The organism is Sandarakinorhabdus sp. (genome assembly GCF_987265915.1).
This window is the reverse complement of sequence record NZ_OZ503948.1, coordinates 2,116,327-2,133,465: the sequence shown is the minus strand read 5'-3', so window position 1 is coordinate 2,133,465 and position 17,139 is coordinate 2,116,327. Positions and strand designations below refer to the sequence as shown.

Sequence of the window (17,139 nt, the reverse complement as noted above, 5' to 3'; positions counted from 1 at the left end):
GTCATGAGCCTGGCCCGCCGGGTCGGTTTGGTGCAGGCACCGGCAGTATCGGCGGCCGCGGATGACCGCTGTGCCATCATCGATATCGGCAGCAATTCGATCCGTCTGGTCGTCTATCAGGGGCGCACCCGCACGCCGACCATCATGTTCAACGAGAAAGTGATGGCCGGGCTGGGCCGCGGGCTGGCGGCCAATGGCCAGTTGGGCAAGGGCGCCATCACGGTGGCGCTCGCCGGGCTGCGGCGCTTTGCGGCAATCACCCGCGCCATGGGCATATCCGATGTGCGCACCGTGGCCACGGCGGCGGTGCGGGAAGCCGGCAATGGCGCCGCCTTCATCGACCGGGTGGAGCGCGAATGCGGCCTGCCGATCAGCGTGATCGATGGCGAAGCCGAAGCCAATGGCGCGGCGATGGGCGTATTGTCGGGCATTCCGCTTGCCGATGGCGTGGTCGGTGATCTGGGCGGCGGCAGCCTGGAACTGGTCAGGGTATCGGGCGGCGAACTGGGCCATCGCATTTCGTTGCCGATCGGGGCGCTGCGGCTTGATGCGGTGCGCAAACGCGATCGGCGCGCGCTGGCGCCGTTCATCGCCAAGGCACTCGACCAGGTGGGGTGGGCCGCCGAAGGCCGCGGCAAGCCGTTTTACATGGTCGGCGGATCGTGGCGGGCGCTGGCGCAGATCCATATCTGGATGACCGGCCATCCACTGCCGATCGTGCACCAATATGAAATGCCGGCCACGGCGCCGGCATCCCTGTTTCGCAGCCTGTCGCACATGGATGCCGCCACGCTGAAGGCGGTTCCGCACCTGTCCACGTCGCGGCTGCCGTCTTTGCCGGGCGCGGCGATGCTGCTGGCGGCGGTGGTGAAGCGGCTCGGCTCTTCCAGCGTCATCGCGTCGGGCTTCGGCCTGCGCGAAGGGCTGCTCTTTGCCGATCTGGCGCCCGACGTGCGCGCGCTCGATCCGCTGGTTGATGCGGCGCGCAGCGAAGGGGCGCGGCAGGGGCGCTTTGCCGAACATGGCGACATGCTGTTCGACTGGATGGACCCGTTGTTTGCAGACGAGCCGCCCGGTGATCGCCGGCTGCGGCTGGCGGCGTGCCTGCTGAGTGATATCGCCTGGCGCGCGCACCCGGATTTTCGCGCGGAACGCGGCGTCGATGTGGCGCTGCACGGCAATTGGGTGGCGGTCACCGCCAGCGAGCGCGCCGCGCTGGCCTGTGCGCTGCATTATTGTTTCGGCGGCAGCCCCGAAGCGCCGGTGATGGGCACGCTGCTGCTGCTGGCGCCGCCCTCGCTGCTGGCTCGCGCCCGCGCCTGGGGGCTGGCGCTGCGGCTGGGCCAGCGCCTGACTGGCGGCACCGCGGTCGGCCTCGCCGCCAGCCGCCTCGAGCGCGAAGGCGATGCGTTGCTGCTGCGGCTTGGGGCCGGGCAGGGTGACCTGGCCGGCGGCGATGCCGTGCTGCGCCGGTTGAAATTGCTGGGTACCATGCTGGGGTTGGAGCCGAAGCTGGTGGTGGGGTGACAAGCCAACTCCCTCTCCGTTGACGCTTCGCGTCGCCTTCGGCTGAGGGGAGAGGCGACTCGCCGACTTCGGCGCGCAGCCTGCCCCGGACTTGATCCGGGGGGTGAGGGTGGCCTTCTGTGACAACGCGGGGGTACACCCTCACCCGGCGCGCTGGCGCGCGTCTCGCCTCTCCCATCAAGGGAGAGGAGGCTCTAATCCTCGCTCACCCGGGTCAGTTTCAGCTTGCCATCAGCGACGGCAAAGCCCAGCCGGCCTTCGACCAGCGCAAGCGCATCGGCGCCGAAGATGTCGCGGCGCCAGCCATCGAGCATGCCGAGGCCCTTGCGCTGGCCGGCGGCGAGCAGTTCCAGATCATCAGCGCGCACGATCAGGCGTGGCGCGACGCCGGCTTCCTTGGCGCGGATTTTCAGCAGCAGTTTCAGCAGATCAGCGATCAGTGCGCCTTCGGATGACAGGCCGGGGCGCTGCGGTTCGCGCGCAGGCATTTCGTCGGCGTCCAGTGGCTGCGCGGCGTCCAGCGCGGCGATCAGGCGCGCGCCGATGCCGTTCGAGGCCCAGGCGGCCGACAGCCCGCGCACCTTGGCCAGATCATTCTGCCCGCGCGGCGGTGAAGAGGCGAGATCGGCGAGCGTTTCGTCCTTGACGATGCGGCCGCGCGGCACATCCTTGTCCTGCGCTTCCAGTTCGCGCCAGCGCGCCAGCGCCTTCAGACGGCCCAGCACATCGGCCTTGCGGCTGGGCAGGCGCAGGCGCTGCCAGGCCTTTTCCGGATCATTGGCATAGGTGGCCGGATCGGAGGCGCGCGCCATTTCATCATCAAGCCATTCGCCGCGCCCGGTGCGGCGCAGTTTTTCGACCATCTTGGGGAACAGCCGCGCCAGATGGGTGACATCGCCGATGGCATATTCGATCTGGCGATCATTCAAGGGCCGCCGCGCCCAGTCGGTGAAGCGCGCGCCTTTATCGACCTGCACATTGGCGTAAGCGGCGACCAGATTCGTGTAGCCAATCTGTTCACCCAGCCCAAGCGCCATGGCGGCAATCTGCGTATCGAACAGCGGCTGCGGGGTCTTTCCGGTCAGGTTGTAGATGATTTCCAGATCCTGGCCGCCGGCATGGAACACCTTGAGCACCGGTTCATCGACCAGCAGCTTCAGCAGCGGCGCCAGATCGAGATTTGGGCTCTTGGGATCGATGGCCGCTGCCTCGTTGCTGCACGCCACCTGCACCAGGCACAGATCGGGGTAATAGGTGGATTCGCGCATGAATTCCGTGTCCACCGTGATGAAATCAGCGTTGGACCAGCGGGCGCAAAGGTCTTCGAGGGTCGCGGTGTCCGTCACCAGCGGATGAATCAGCATGGGGCTCGTTACTCCAATCTCGCCGCTTGACAAAGCGGTGATTGACGTGTGCTACCCGCCACTCGCCATAACATCGCCGGATACCGCATGATGCACGCCTATCGCACCCATAATTGCGCCGCCCTGCGCGCTGCCGATGCCGGCCAGACCGTCAAGTTGTCGGGCTGGGTGCATCGCAAGCGCGACCATGGCGGCGTGCTGTTCATCGATCTGCGCGACCACCACGGCATCACCCAGGTGGTGGCCGGGCCATCGTCGCCGGCCTTTGCCGTGCTCGATCGCATCCGCGCCGAATCCGTGGTGACGATCGTTGGGGAAGTCGTGCTGCGCGAAGGCGGCGCAGTGAATGCCCGCCTGCCAACCGGCGACATCGAAATCCGTGCCGCCGAAATCGTCGTCCAATCGGCGGCCGAGGAACTGCCGATGCCGGTTGCGGGCGAGGCCGAATATCCCGAGGATATCCGCCTGAAATATCGCTTTTTGGACCTGCGCCGGGATCGGCTGCACGCCAACATCATGCTGCGCAGCCAGGTGATCGCCTCGCTGCGCCAGCGCATGATCGGGCAGGGCTTCACCGAGTTCCAGACGCCGATCCTGACGGCGAGCAGCCCGGAAGGCGCCCGCGATTATCTGGTGCCCAGCCGCGTGCATCCCGGCAAATTCTATGCGCTGCCGCAGGCGCCACAGATGTTCAAGCAGTTGTTGATGGTGGCCGGGTTCGATCGCTATTTCCAGATCGCGCCTTGCTTCCGCGATGAAGATGCGCGCGCGGATCGTTCGCCCGGCGAATTTTACCAGCTCGATTTCGAAATGAGCTTCGTCACGCAAGACGATGTTTTTGCAGCGATCGAGCCGGTGCTGGCCGGCGTGTTCGAGGAGTTCGCCGGCTTTGGCGGCCGTGACCCGTGGGCGGTGACCAAGGGGGCATTCCCGCGCATTGCCTATGCCGAATCCATGCTGAAATACGGCAATGACAAGCCGGATCTGCGCAACCCGCTGGTGATCAGCGACGTGGGCAGCCACTTCGTCGGTTCGGGCTTCGGCCTGTTTGCCAAGCTGGTCGAAGCCGGCAATGTCGTGCGCGCCATCCCGGCGCCGGGCACTGCCGACAAGAGCCGCAAATTCTTCGACGACATGAACGAATGGGCCCGCGCCGAAGGCTATGCCGGCCTTGGCTATGTCACCCGCAAGGGCGGCGAGTTTGGCGGCCCCATCGCCAAGAACCATGGCGAGGCCGGCATGCTGGCGCTGTACGAAGCGCTCGGCCTTGGCCCGGACGATGGCTGCTTCTTTGCCGCTGGCAAGGAGGCCCAGGCCGCCAAGCTGGCCGGGCTGGCGCGCACCCGCATCGGCACCGAGCTGAACCTGATCGAGCAGAACGCCTATAAATTCTGCTGGATCGTCGATTTCCCGATGTACGAATATGACGAGGACGCCAAGAAGATCGATTTCAGCCACAACCCGTTTTCGATGCCGCAGGGCGAGCTGCACGCACTGGAAACGCAGGACCCGCTGACCATCAAAGCCTATCAGTACGACATCGTCTGCAACGGCGTCGAACTGTCGTCGGGCGCGATCCGCAACCATCGCCCCGACATCATGTACAAGGCGTTCGAGATCGCCGGTTACACGCAGGAGCAGGTGGACGCGAACTTCTCCGGCATGATCAACGCCTTCAAGTTTGGCGCGCCGCCGCACGGCGGTTCGGCACCGGGCGTGGACCGCATGGTGATGCTGATCGCCGACCAGCCGAACATCCGCGAGGTCATCCTGTTCCCGATGACGCAAAAGGCCGAGGATTTGATGATGAATGCGCCGGCGCCGGCGACGATGCGGCAGCTGCGGGAATTGCATATCAGGGTGGTGGACTGAGAATTCACCTCTCCACCCCGGGGAGAGGTCGAGAGACGCCGCAGGCGGCCCGGGAGAGGGGCGGGGCACTGCCTGTTCCCACACGCGACCCCTCTCCCGGCCGGCTTCGCCGAGTCCGACCTCTCCCCCGGGGGAGAGGTGATTATGGTTGCGCCGGCAGCGCACGCCGTTAGCCTGTCCGCCATGAGCCCCCACAATCTCGCCGATTTCGAAATCGATCATGATCTGTCCCGCGACAGCTATGATGCGCAACTCGAAGCCCTGCAGCACCGGCTGGAGCTGATCCAGGCCGCCTATATCGCGCAAGGGTTGAAGGCCATTGTCGCGCTGGAAGGCTGGGATGCCGCCGGCAAGGGCGGGCTGGTGACGCGCATGGCGGCCACGCTCGATCCGCGATATTGCAAGGTCTGGCCGATTTCGGCGCCGAGCCGCGAGGAGGCGGCGCGGCATTATCTGTGGCGCTTCTGGCAGCGCCTGCCCGGCAATCGCGAGATCGCGGTGTTCGATCGCACCTGGTATGGCCGGGTGCTGGTCGAGCGGGTGGACGGCTTCACGCCCGAACCACGCTGGCGCGCCGCCTATGACGAAATCAACGCGTTCGAGGCGCAATTGCTGGCCGATGGCACGCGGCTGGTGAAGATCTTCTTGCACATCAGCCAGAAGGAGCAGGACAAGCGCCTGGCCGAGCGCATCACCACGCCGTGGAAGCGCTGGAAGACCGGCACGGATGATTATCACAACCGATCGATGCGGGCGGATTATATGAAGGCCTATCACGACATGTTCCGCCTGTGCTCACCGCCCGCGGCGCCGTGGCACGTGGTGGCGGCCAACAACAAGAAACATGCGCGGGTGCGCAGCCTGGAACTGATCTGCGATGCGCTGGGGGATGGGGTCGATCTCAGCTGGCCGGAACCGGATGCGGCGTTGGTGAAAATTGCGGAGAAGGCGTTGGGGAAGACATTGTTTTGAGGGCATTTCCTGCTCCCTCCCCCTTGCGGGGAGGGCGACTCGGCGCCAGCCGAGCGGGGTGGGGGATCCCCATGTTGCCACAGAAGCAACCCCCACCCCGCTCGCGCCAAAGGGGCGCGAGTCGCCCTCCCCGCAAGGGGGAGGGAGTAGGCCGCTCACCCCGGCGTCGTCTTGCCCAGCCACTCGCTGAGCCGATTCGGCCCGCGCGTTGTCGCCTGCTGCGGATGAAGCGTTTCATACACGACGGCATTTTCCAGCACGCGCTGCACATAGTTGCGGGTTTCGGCAAACGGGATGCTCTCGATCCAATCGATGATGTCGGCTTGGCCCGGATCACCCAGTTGCGCCACGAAGCGCCGCACATTGCCTGGCCCGGCATTGTAGGATGCGACCGCCAGCGGCATCGATCCGGCATGCGCCGCGCGCAACCGGCTGATGTAGGCGCTGCCCAGCGTCACGTTCCAGATCGGGTCCTCGGTCAGCCGCGCCGCCGGGCTGGCGGGCAAGCCCGACTTTGCCGCCTGTTCCGCTGCGGTTGCCGGCACCAGTTGCATCATCCCAAGCGCATTGGCGCTGGAGCGCGCGGCGCGATCAAACTGGCTTTCCTGCCGGGTGATGGCGTGGATGATGGCGGAATTCGGCATCAGCGTGTCCGGCAAGGTCAGCACCGGGAAGCTGGCCGCAATCAGCGCCAGCCCGGCAGTGCCGCGCGCTGCCTTGGCCGCATGCACACCGGCATCCGGCCGCCCCAGCGGCCCGGCCAGCCCGGCAACCAGTGCCGAGCGCGCCGGCGTATCGGCGGTTTCGGCCAGTTGTTTCAGGAAAATGGTCTGGCGGGCGCGGTCCACGTCTGCCAGTGCAAACAGCGCCCGCACGCGCGGATCGGCGCGGAAGTTGCTGGCGGCATTGGCATCAGGTGCGGGCAGGGGCGTCGCCACCAGTTGCAGCGGCCGGCCCAGGCGCTCCGTGGCCAATTGGCCATAGAAATAATCGGGGTGGCTGGCGGCCGCGGCAAAATATTGCCGGGCGGCCTCGCCCTGGCCGGCCGCATCGGCAGCGCGCCCGGCCCAATAATCGGTGCGCGCCTGGCTGATCGGCGATTGCGCCACGGCGCGGGCATTGCGGAAATGCGCCAACGCCAGGGCCGGCTGGTTCAACCGGCGCAGTGCCAGCCAGCCGGCCAGCCATTCGGCATCCAGATAGGCAGCGCGGGTCGCAAGCGGCTGCTTCACCATCCCGGCCGCTTCAAGGCCATGGCCGGCCAACACGGCGCGGGCCTGGCCGATATCACCGGCGCGCCATAGGGCGCGGCCGATTTCCAGCCGGGTTTGCAGCCACGTTTCGATGGCGATGGTGAGCGGTCCGCCCGGCACCAGCGCCGTCGCGCCGCCGGCGGCAAGCAGCGTGTGCGCCTCGCTGGCCCGGCCATTGCGCAGCAACCAGCGCGCTTCGTCATGCAACAGGCCGGCTTCGCGGCGCAGCCGGGCCGGCACGACGCCCAGCCGCGCCGGCAGATCGGGGGCGCCGCGCCGCAGCGCGATGCGTGCCAGCGCCCACAGCCGCGTATCGGTATCCACGCGCGGCAGCATGCGGCTCGCCGGCGTGGTACGATCGGCCCACAACAGCCGATCCATGCGGCCAACATGATCGTCCATGCGCAATTGATCGCCGAAGCGCGCCAGCAGGCGGGCCTCGGCCGCGTCATCCAGGCCAGCCGAATCCCAGGCGTCGCGCGCCCAGCTGATCGCGATGTTCATCTGGCCGGCGCTGGCCAACGCCTCGGCATGGCGCCACTTGCCCTCGGCCGTGATCGGCGCGCCTGAGCGGAAATGCCGGATGATGGCATCGGCCGGGGTGGCATCGGTGATGCGGCGTTCGGCCAGCCGGCGGATGGTGGCGGCCTGCGGCCAATCGGGGTGGGCGGCCAGAAAGGCGGCATATTCGGCAAAGTCGCCTTGGTAAGCCTCGCGGCGCAAGCGATCCCACTGCACCACCAGGTCCAGCACCGGCACCGCCGCCACGCCGATCAGCGGTGAAGCCGGCAATTGTCCGGCACGGCCGCTTTCATTGTCGGCCAGCAGGGCGCGATAGCGGGCGATGGTGGCGGCATCCAGGCTGGTTGCGGCGGCTTGCGCGCGGGCCGGGGTGGCGCTCGGCGCGGCGCAGCCGAACAACAACAGCATCAGGGCAGCGGCAATGCTGGACAGGCTGGCCCCTCCCTCACTATCTGAGCCCCGACTATCACGCGCCATGTCCATGCGCCTGTGATAGGGAGGCGCCAAGGAACAGGCAATGAATGAGACGATGACAACAGGCTTGCGGGGATCGATGCCGGCGTTGGTGACGCCGTTCAAAGGCGACGCAGTGGATTTCGATGGTTTTGCTGCGCATGTCGAATGGCAGATCACGCAAGGCAGCCACGGCCTGGTGCCGGTGGGAACGACGGGTGAATCACCGACGCTGAGCCACGACGAGCATTATGCGGTGATCACCGCCTGTGTGGAGGTCGCGGCAAAGCGCGTGCCGGTGATCGCCGGTTGTGGCAGCAACGACACGCGCACGGCGCTGGCGCACCTGGCCCATGCCGAAAAGATCGGTGCCGATGCCGCGCTGATCGTGGTGCCCTATTACAACAAGCCTTCGCAGGCCGGGCTGATCGCGCATTTCACCGCCCTGCATGATGCAACCGCGCTGCCGATCATCATCTACAACATCCCCGGCCGCAGCGTGGCCGACATGAGTGTGGAAACGATGGCGGTGCTCAGCCAGCTGCCGCGCATCGTCGGCGTCAAGGATGCCACCGGCAACATCGCCCGCGTGGCGCAGCAACGCCTGGCCTGCGGAGCGGATTTCATCCAGCTTTCGGGCAATGACGATATGGCGCTGGGGTTCAACGCGCAGGGCGGGGTCGGGGCGATTTCCGTGACGGCCAACGTCGCGCCCGCCTTGTGCGCGCAGATGCAGGAGGCTTCGTTGCGCGGCGATTATGCCGCCGCGCTGGCTATCAATGATCGCCTGCAACCGCTGCATGCGGCACTGTTCACCGATGCGTCGCCGGGGCCGACCAAATATGCGCTGCAGCGCCTTGGCCGCATGTCGCCCGACGTGCGCCTGCCGATCACGCCACCCTCAGCCGCTGCCCGCGCCGCGGTGGATGCGGCGCTTGTCCACGCTGGCTTGATCTGATGGCCCGGAACTGATGGCCAGGCCGAAACCATCCGGCACCAAGGTGAAGACGGTCGCTGAAAACCGGCGGGCGCGCTTTGATTATTTCATCGAGGATGTGTTCGAAGCCGGCATCGTGCTGACCGGCACCGAAGTGAAATCGCTGCGCACCGGCCAGGGCAGCATCGTCGAAAGCTTTGCCGAGGTGAAGGACGGGCAGGTGTGGCTGGTCAACGCCAATATCCCGGTGTTCAGCCATGGCAATATTTTCAACCACGAACCCAAACGTCCGCGAAAATTGCTGCTGCACGGCCGCGAGATCGACAAGATGCACAGCGCTGTCACCCGCCAGGGGCTGACGCTGGTGCCATTGAATGTGTTTTTCAACGATCGCGGCCGCGCCAAGATCGAGCTGGCGATCGGACGCGGCAAGAAACTGCACGACAAGCGCGAGACAGCCAAGGAACGCGACTGGCAGCGTGACAAGGCACGCCTGATGCGGGAGGGTGGATGATGGCAGACAACGGCGGTGGCGGCATCCGCGACAAGCTGATCGCCATCAAGCAGGCTTGGGCGCAAAGCCGCCGGCTGATCACCGGCGCCCCCGATCCGGACCGAGCCGATCGGTTGCCGCCCGGCCAGCGCTTGGTCACCAACTGGCCTGTGCTCGATCTGGGGGTAAAACCCGCCATCGCCCGGGCGGATTGGCGGCTGAAGGTGGAGGGGCTGGTGGCCAATCCGGTCACTTGGGATTGGGACACATATAGCGCGCAGCCGCAGATCGAGGACGTGTCTGACATCCATTGCGTCACCCAATGGTCGCGGTTCGACAATCGCTGGTCGGGCGTGGCGACCAGCCATCTGCTGAGCGTGGTGCAGCCGTTGCCGCACGCCAATGCGGTCGTGCTGCACGGCGCCGATGGCTATACCACCAATCTGACGCTCGAACGCTTTGCCGGCGATGATTGCCTGATTGCCCATGCCCACGATGGCACGCCGCTGTCGCGCGATCATGGTGGGCCGGTGCGCGCCATTATCCCGCGCTGGTATTTGTGGAAATCGGCGAAATGGCTGATACGTATCGAACTGGTGGCGGTGGACAAGCCTGGGTTCTGGGAAGTGCGCGGCTATCACAACGAAGGCGATCCATGGACGGAGCAGCGCTATAACTGAATACAGTGCAAATTCGGCCGTTGTGGAGTGGGATCAATTCTACCCCGTTGAGGCCGCCTGGCCTGCACCCTATGCAGAAGGGCTTGCAAGCCCCGATCTTGGGCCGTTGCTGATCAATATCCCGATGGCGCTGGCGCTGCTCGATTCGTCGGGGCGCATGTTTGCCGGCAATGAAGCCATGGCGGCCACAGCCGGCGATGCCTGGCGGCCCGGCCTGAAACCGCAGGACATGGCGGTGGCGGAGGACGAGCAGGCGCTGGCCCAGGCCGTGGCCGAAGTGGTGGCCGGCGGCGCGGCGCGCACCTTGCGGGTGGCCCTGGTCAACCGGCCGGACGAGCCGCAGGATATGCGGTTGCTGCCGTTTCTGCCCGGGCTGGGCGCCACCGGAATGATCGCGCTGCGCGACATTCGCGAACAGGTGCGGCTGGAAGCACAGGTCGCGGCCGCCGCCCGCATGCAGGCGGTGGGCCAGCTCGCCGGCGGTGTGGCGCATGATTTCAACAATCTGCTCACCGCGGTGCTGGCGCTGGCCGATCAGGTGCTGGAAACCCCGCAACACGATGAAAATCGCGAAGCCTTGGCCGAAATCCGCCGCAACGGCGAACGCGGTGCAAAACTGGTCGGGCAATTGCTGGCCTTTGCCCGCCAGCAGCCACAGCGCCGCAACCTGTTTTCCGTGCGCGATCTTGTGCTGGGCCTGAAACCGCTGATCGTGCAGACAATCGGCCCGGCGGTGGAGCTGGTGATCGTGTTGGGCCCCGGGAAGCTGGCGGTGCAGGCCGATCCCGGCCAGCTGGAACAGGTGATATTGAATCTCGCGGTGAACGCCCGCGACGCGATGAACGCCAATGGCCGCCTGATGATCAACCTCGCGGACGTGCCGGGCCATGAGATCCCGTCGCTGGGCCACGCCATCATTCCCGCCGTCGATCATGTCGCCATCGACGTGACCGATACCGGCACCGGCATCCCGCCGATGATCATCGGCAAGATTTTTGAACCCTTCTTCACCACCAAGCCGCAAGGGCAGGGCACCGGGCTTGGCCTTTCCACGGTTTATGGCATCGTCAAGCAATCGGATGGCTATATCTTTGCCAAGCCGGGGCCTGGCGGGCGCGGCACCACCTTTTCCATCTATTTGCCTGGCCGGGCGATGCCGAACGAAGTCGCCGCCGATCAAACGCCGGTGGTGCCGGCCATGCCGGCACTCCCTGCCGGGCACCGCGTGCTGCTGGTGGAGGATGAGCCGGCGGTGCGCACGGTGTTTGCGCGCGGGCTGGGACGGCAGGGCTGCACGGTGACCACGGCCGAAGACGCGATGACCGCCCTGGCCATTCTGCAGGGCGGCCAAGTGTTCGATGTGCTGGTATCCGATGTGATGATGCCCGGCATCGATGGCCTCGAACTTGCCATAGAAGCCGCACGGTTGCGGCCGGGGCTGGGCATCGTGCTGATGTCGGGCTATGCCGAACTGCCCCGGCACCGGGCCGCCGATGAACTTGGATTTCGCTTTCTGGCCAAGCCCTTCGCGCTGGCCGAATTGACCGAAGCCATTGCCGCCACCTTGGACAGTGACGACTGAGGACATTTTCCGTTCCCCACTTGTTCACCCGGAACAAGTCGTGTACATCAAATTCCATTGACGGCCATTGGCCGCCGCTTCAGGAAGAGGATGGGGTCGTGGCAGCAGCACTCAAGGTGGTGGATACAGCGATGGATCGGCAGAAGGCTCTCGAAGCGGCGCTGGCGCAGATTGACCGGGCGTTCGGCAAGGGCTCGGTGATGAAGCTCGGCCAGCGCGACGCGATGGAAGTGGAATCGGTGTCCACCGGTTCGCTTGGCCTGGATATCGCGCTGGGCATCGGGGGCTTGCCGCGTGGCCGTGTCGTGGAAATCTATGGCCCGGAAAGCTCCGGGAAGACGACCCTGGCTCTGCATGCCATTGCCGAGGCCCAGCGCAATGGCGGCACCGCGGCGTTCGTCGATGCCGAACATGCGCTTGATCCGGTCTATGCCAAGAAACTGGGTGTCAACATCGACGAACTGATCGTGTCGCAGCCAGATACCGGGGAACAGGCGCTGGAGATTGTCGATACGTTGGTGCGGTCCAACGCCATCGACGTGCTGGTGATCGATTCGGTGGCAGCCCTGGTTCCGCGTGCTGAAATCGAAGGCGAGATGGGCGACAGCCATGTCGGCTTGCAGGCGCGGTTGATGTCGCAATCGCTGCGCAAGTTGACCGGATCGATCAGCCGGTCGCGCTGCCTGGTGATCTTCATCAATCAGCTGCGCATGAAGATCGGCGTGATGTACGGCAACCCGGAAACCACCACGGGCGGCAATGCGCTGAAATTCTATGCTTCGGTGCGGCTCGACATTCGCCGCACCGGCCAGATCAAGGATCGCGACGATATCGTCGGCAACACCACGCGCGTGAAGGTGGTGAAGAACAAGGTGGCGCCGCCGTTCAAGCAGGTCGAATTCGACATCATGTATGGCGAAGGCATTTCCAAGATCGGCGAGATTCTGGATCTGGGCGTCAAGGCCGGCGTGGTCGAAAAATCCGGCGCCTGGTTCAGCCACGACAGTATCCGCATCGGGCAGGGCCGTGAGAATGCGAAGAAATATCTGAAGGAAAACCCCGAAATGGCCGCCAAGATCGAGAAGATCATCCGCGCCAATTCCGCCGGGATTTCCGACGCGCTGCTGGTTGGCCCGTCGGCGCAGGATGACGCCGACGACGCCTGATACCGATCGGGTGCGGGTTCTGACGACAGAAGGGGGCGGTCCACCACGGGCCGCCCCTTTTTCGATGCGAGACGGCCGATTGACCTTGTCGGCTGGCCCGCGCAAAACGTCGGCAACTGGGGGACGCGCATCATGAACAACGCCGAACAGATTGATTATTGGAACGGCAAGGTCGGCGATATCTGGGTGCTGATGCAGGAACGCATGGACCGCGCACTCACCCCGGTGACGGCGGCCTTGCTGGCGGCGGCCGCACCGCAGGCCGGCGAAGCGGTGCTCGACATCGGCTGCGGTGCCGGCGAAACCACGCTGGCGGCTGCGATTGCTGTTGGCGATGAAGGCGACGCCGTGGGCCTCGACATTTCGGAGCCGCTGCTGGCTCGGGCCCGCGAACGCGCCGAAGCGTTGCTGTCACAGGCCGACTTCATCGCCGCCGATGCTTCGGTTTGGGATGAAGCCGGCGATTTCGATCTGATCATGTCGCGATTCGGCGTGATGTTCTTTGCCGATCCCCAAGCCGCGTTCAGCCATTTCCATCGCCTGGCCGCGCCCGGTGGCCGGCTTGTCTTCGCCTGCTGGCAACCGGCGGCGCGCAATTTTTGGGCGACATTTCCGGTGACCGTGCTGGCCGGACTGTTGCCGGAATCGGCACCGGCCGATCCCCTTGCCCCCGGTCCGTTCGCTTTTGCCGATGCCGCCCGCGTCGCCACCATGCTGGAAACGGCCGGTTGGCACGATGTGACGTTTCACAGCCTGCCGTTCCCGATGCTGATCGGCAGCGGCGATGATCCGATTGCCGATGCCGTCAATTTCAACCTGAAGATCGGTCCGGCCGCACGCGCGGTGCGGGATGCCGGCATCGGCGCCGAAGCGCGGCCCTTGTTGGCAGCGGCGCTGGGCCCCTATCTGGACGATGGCGAGGTGCAGCTGCCGGGGGCGGTATGGCTGGTGACGGCGCGGGCCTGACCGTTCGCCGGCTCGGGCCGGACGATCTGCCGCTGCTGCTCGGCGCCGGCACCCTGTTCGACGATCCGCTGCGGCCCGACATGGCGGCGCGCTTCCTCGCCCACCCCGATCATCATCTCTTTGCCGCCATCACGGGCGATACCATGATCGGCTTCCTCAGTGCTGTTGCCTATCTCCATCCCGACAAGCCGCTGGAATATTGGCTGAACGAAGTCGGCGTGGACGAAGCCTGGCAGCGCCGCGGCGTCGGCCGCCGCTTGCTGATGGCGGCGCTGGGCCATGGCTGGGCGCTGGGCTGCGAAGCGGCGTGGGTGTTGACCAACAGCAGCAATCGGCCGGCGCGCGGGCTTTATGCAGCCTGCGGCGGCGTGCCGACCCCGGCGGCGCGCCATGGCGACGGGGTCATCATGTTCAGCTTCGCGCCCCCGGCTTGAAGCCGCCTACTTTACGCTGCGCGCCGGCTGCCGTAAGCGCTTGGCCATGACGTCTTCCAATGATATCCGGAAAAGCTTCCTCGATCATTTCGCGCAGGCGGGCCACACGCCTGTCGCTTCGGCGCCGCTGGTGCCGCAGAATGATCCGACCCTGATGTTCGTCAACGCGGGCATGGTGCCGTTCAAGAATGTCTTCACCGGTCTGGAAACCCGCCCCTACAACAAGGCGGCCAGCAGCCAGAAATGCGTCCGTGCCGGCGGCAAGCACAATGATCTCGACAATGTCGGCTATACCGCGCGCCACCACACCTTCTTCGAAATGCTGGGCAATTTCTCGTTCGGCGATTATTTCAAGGAACAGGCGATCACCCTGGCGTGGGATCTGCTGACAAGGCAGTGGGGGCTGGACAAGGATCGGCTGACTGTCACCGTCTATCACACAGATGATGAAGCCGCCGGCCTGTGGAAAAAGATCGCCGGCCTGCCCGACCATCGCATCATCCGGATCGCCACCAACGACAATTTCTGGTCGATGGGCGACACTGGCCCGTGCGGGCCGTGCAGCGAGATTTTCTGGGATCATGGTGATCATATCTTCGGCGGCCCGCCCGGCAGCCCGGACGAGGATGGCGATCGCTTTGTCGAAATCTGGAATCTTGTGTTCATGCAATATGAACAGGTCGATGCGAATACCCGCCTCGATCTGCCGCGCCCCAGCATCGATACCGGCATGGGGCTGGAGCGCATCGCCGCCGTGCTGCAGGGCGTGCACGACAATTATGATACCGACACGTTCAAGACGCTGATCGCCGCCAGCGAAGACAAGGTGGGCAAGGCGCTGACTGCCGAAGCGCGCGCTTCGCACCGGGTGATTGCCGATCACTTGCGCTCGTCGGGCTTTCTGGTCGCCGATGGCGTGCTGCCCGCCAATGAAGGCCGCGGCTATGTGCTGCGCCGCATCATGCGCCGCGCCATGCGCCACGCCCATCTGCTCGGCGCGAAAGAGCCGTTGATGCATCAGCTGGTGCCGGCGCTGCTCGGCACCATGGGCCAGGCCTATCCCGAACTCGGCCGCGCGCAGGCGTTGATCGAGGAGACGCTGAAGTTGGAGGAAACGCGCTTCCGGCAGACGCTCGAACGCGGGCTGGGCCTGCTCGATGAGGCCACGGCGCGGCTCGCCACCGGCGGCACATTGCCCGGCGATGTCGCCTTCAAGCTCTATGACACGTTCGGCTTCCCCTATGATCTGACCGAGGATGCGCTGCGCGCCCGCGGCATCGCGGTCGATCGCGCCGGGTTCGATGCCGCCATGGCCGAACAGCGCCGCCAAGCGCGCGCCGCATGGACCGGTTCGGGTGAAGCCAAGGACGCGACGGTGTGGTTCGACATTGCCGACACCAACGGCGCCACCGAATTCACCGGCTATTCCAGCCTGACGGGCGAGGCCCAGGTGGTGGCGCTGGTGAAGGATGGCAAGCAGGTCAGCCAGGCGCAAGCCGGCGAGAGCCTTGTGGTCATCACCAACCAGACGCCGTTTTATGGCGAAAGCGGTGGCCAGGCCGGCGATGGCGGCACGCTGCGCTGGGGCGATGGCCAGCAGGCGCAGATCACCGACACGCGCAAGGCGCTCGGCAAACTGCATCTGCACGATGTGACGCTGGATGGCGGCGGGCCACTGCGCGTCGGCGATGTCGTGCGCCTGGATGTCAGCAGCCCCAAGCGCGGCGCCCATCGCCGCGCCCACAGCGCCACCCACCTGCTGCACGCGGCGCTACGGCGCCGGCTTGGCGGCCATGTCACGCAGAAGGGCAGTTCGGTTGGCGAAGATTATCTGCGCTTCGATTTCTCCCACCAGAAACCGGTAACGGCGGCCGAACTGGCTGCTGTCGAAGCCGATGTGAACGCGCAGATCCTCGGCAATCGCGATGTGACCACCACGTTGATGACGCCCGAAGATGCCATCGCGGCCGGTGCCATGGCGCTGTTTGGCGAAAAATATGGCGAAGAAGTGCGCGTGCTGGCGATGGGGGTCGATGACGGCGCTGCGCCCTACAGTGTCGAATTGTGCGGTGGCACCCATGTGACGGCGCTCGGCGATATCGGCCTGCTGAAGATCATCAGCGAAAGCGCGGTGGCTTCCGGTGTGCGCCGCATCGAAGCGAAGACCGGAATCGCCGCGCGCGAATGGCTGAACGAGCGCGAAGCCTTGTTGCTGGAGGCGGCGGCCACCATCCGGGTTCGGCCCGAGGAAGTGCCGGCCCGGGTCGCCACGCTGATGGACGATCGCAAGCGCCTGGAACGCGAATTGGCCGATGCGAAACGCGCGCTGGCGCTGGCCGGCCCCGCAACGGGCAACAAGGCCGGGCCGGAACAGGTGAATGGCCTGAATTTCCAAGGCCAGGTGCTCGAAGGCCTCGATCCGAAAGCGCTGCGCGGCCTGATCGACGAGACCAAGGCGACGCTGGGCAGCGGCATCGTCGTGCTGATCGCGATCAACGATGGCCGCGCCAGCGTGGCGGTGGGCGTGACCGCCGATCTGATGGCGCAGCACACCGCCGTCGATCTGGTGCGCGTGGCCGCGACCGCGCTGGGCGGGCAGGGCGGCGGCGGCCGGCCCGACATGGCGCAGGCCGGCGGCCCGCATGGTGACAAGGCGGCCGAGGCGCTTCTGGCGGTGAAGGCAGCGCTGGCCGGCTAGAGTCGGTTGCGGTCAGGTTGAGGCCGCAATGCTCCCGCCCTTGAAAGGAGAGCGACTCGGCGCCAGCCGAGCAGCCAGCCCCGGACTTGATCCGGGGGGGTGGGTGAGCCCGCCTGTAGTAGCCACAAACAACACCCACCCCGGGCCTCGCCTGCGGCTCGTCTCTCGCCCTCCCTTGAAGGGAGAGAGCTTTGTCGCGTCCATTTGAACGCAATCAACT

Annotated in this window: 13 protein-coding genes; 11 read left to right on the top strand and 2 right to left on the bottom strand. The window is 65.8% G+C overall.

Annotated elements, in window-relative coordinates:
- Positions 1 to 3 precede the first annotated feature (3 nt).
- Positions 4 to 1,527, top strand: coding sequence for a Ppx/GppA phosphatase family protein (locus AC6UUM_RS10380; protein WP_500802202.1), 1,524 nt, complete (start codon positions 4 to 6; stop codon positions 1,525 to 1,527).
- Positions 1,528 to 1,721: 194 nt separating this feature from the next.
- Here the strand turns inward: AC6UUM_RS10380 and rnd are convergent, their stop codons facing one another.
- The gene (gene rnd, locus AC6UUM_RS10375) at positions 1,722 to 2,891 is read right to left on the bottom strand and encodes a ribonuclease D (protein ID WP_500802201.1); all 1,170 of its coding nucleotides are present in this window, start codon (positions 2,889 to 2,891) and stop codon (positions 1,722 to 1,724) included.
- Between the two features lie 90 nt (positions 2,892 to 2,981).
- Between rnd and aspS the strand changes: the two genes are divergently transcribed.
- Complete coding sequence (aspS, locus tag AC6UUM_RS10370) at positions 2,982 to 4,763, top strand: aspartate--tRNA ligase (protein WP_500804954.1); 1,782 nt, start codon at positions 2,982 to 2,984, stop codon at positions 4,761 to 4,763.
- A gap of 183 nt (positions 4,764 to 4,946) precedes the next feature.
- On the top strand, positions 4,947 to 5,735 hold the full coding sequence (locus AC6UUM_RS10365) for a polyphosphate kinase 2 family protein (protein WP_500802200.1): 789 nt from the start codon (positions 4,947 to 4,949) through the stop codon (positions 5,733 to 5,735).
- A gap of 155 nt (positions 5,736 to 5,890) precedes the next feature.
- Here the strand turns inward: AC6UUM_RS10365 and AC6UUM_RS10360 are convergent, their stop codons facing one another.
- The gene (locus AC6UUM_RS10360; protein WP_500802199.1) at positions 5,891 to 7,918 is read right to left on the bottom strand and encodes a lytic transglycosylase domain-containing protein; all 2,028 of its coding nucleotides are present in this window, start codon (positions 7,916 to 7,918) and stop codon (positions 5,891 to 5,893) included.
- A 109-nt stretch (positions 7,919 to 8,027) separates the two neighbouring features.
- Here AC6UUM_RS10360 and dapA point away from each other — a divergent pair, with 109 nt between their 5' ends.
- The 8 genes from dapA (at position 8,028) to alaS (ending at position 16,919) form a co-directional block, all read left to right on the top strand.
- Complete coding sequence (gene dapA, locus AC6UUM_RS10355; RefSeq protein ID WP_500802198.1) at positions 8,028 to 8,921, top strand: 4-hydroxy-tetrahydrodipicolinate synthase; 894 nt, start codon at positions 8,028 to 8,030, stop codon at positions 8,919 to 8,921.
- A 13-nt stretch (positions 8,922 to 8,934) separates the two neighbouring features.
- Positions 8,935 to 9,414, top strand: a complete 480-nt coding sequence (gene smpB, locus AC6UUM_RS10350) for an SsrA-binding protein SmpB (RefSeq protein WP_500802197.1) — start codon at positions 8,935 to 8,937, stop codon at positions 9,412 to 9,414.
- Positions 9,411 to 10,073 carry a sulfite oxidase-like oxidoreductase gene (locus tag AC6UUM_RS10345; RefSeq protein WP_500802196.1) on the top strand — a complete coding sequence of 221 codons (663 nt, stop codon included), beginning with the start codon at positions 9,411 to 9,413 and terminating at the stop codon, positions 10,071 to 10,073. The genes smpB and AC6UUM_RS10345 overlap by 4 nt, the downstream gene beginning before the upstream one ends.
- Positions 10,074 to 10,179: 106 nt before the next feature.
- Positions 10,180 to 11,655 (top strand): ATP-binding protein, encoded by a 1,476-nt coding sequence (locus AC6UUM_RS10340; protein WP_500802195.1) that lies wholly within the window; start codon positions 10,180 to 10,182, stop codon positions 11,653 to 11,655.
- A gap of 131 nt (positions 11,656 to 11,786) precedes the next feature.
- The gene (recA, locus tag AC6UUM_RS10335) at positions 11,787 to 12,821 is read left to right on the top strand and encodes a recombinase RecA (RefSeq protein ID WP_500804953.1); all 1,035 of its coding nucleotides are present in this window, start codon (positions 11,787 to 11,789) and stop codon (positions 12,819 to 12,821) included.
- A 132-nt stretch (positions 12,822 to 12,953) separates the two neighbouring features.
- Positions 12,954 to 13,787 (top strand): class I SAM-dependent methyltransferase, encoded by an 834-nt coding sequence (locus tag AC6UUM_RS10330; RefSeq protein WP_500802194.1) that lies wholly within the window; start codon positions 12,954 to 12,956, stop codon positions 13,785 to 13,787.
- Entirely contained in the window at positions 13,763 to 14,221 is a 459-nt protein-coding gene (locus AC6UUM_RS10325; protein WP_500802193.1) for a GNAT family N-acetyltransferase, read from the top strand. The genes AC6UUM_RS10330 and AC6UUM_RS10325 overlap by 25 nt, the downstream gene beginning before the upstream one ends.
- A 46-nt stretch (positions 14,222 to 14,267) precedes the next feature.
- Positions 14,268 to 16,919, top strand: a complete 2,652-nt coding sequence (gene alaS, locus AC6UUM_RS10320) for an alanine--tRNA ligase (RefSeq protein WP_500802192.1) — start codon at positions 14,268 to 14,270, stop codon at positions 16,917 to 16,919.
- Positions 16,920 to 17,139 lie beyond the last annotated feature (220 nt).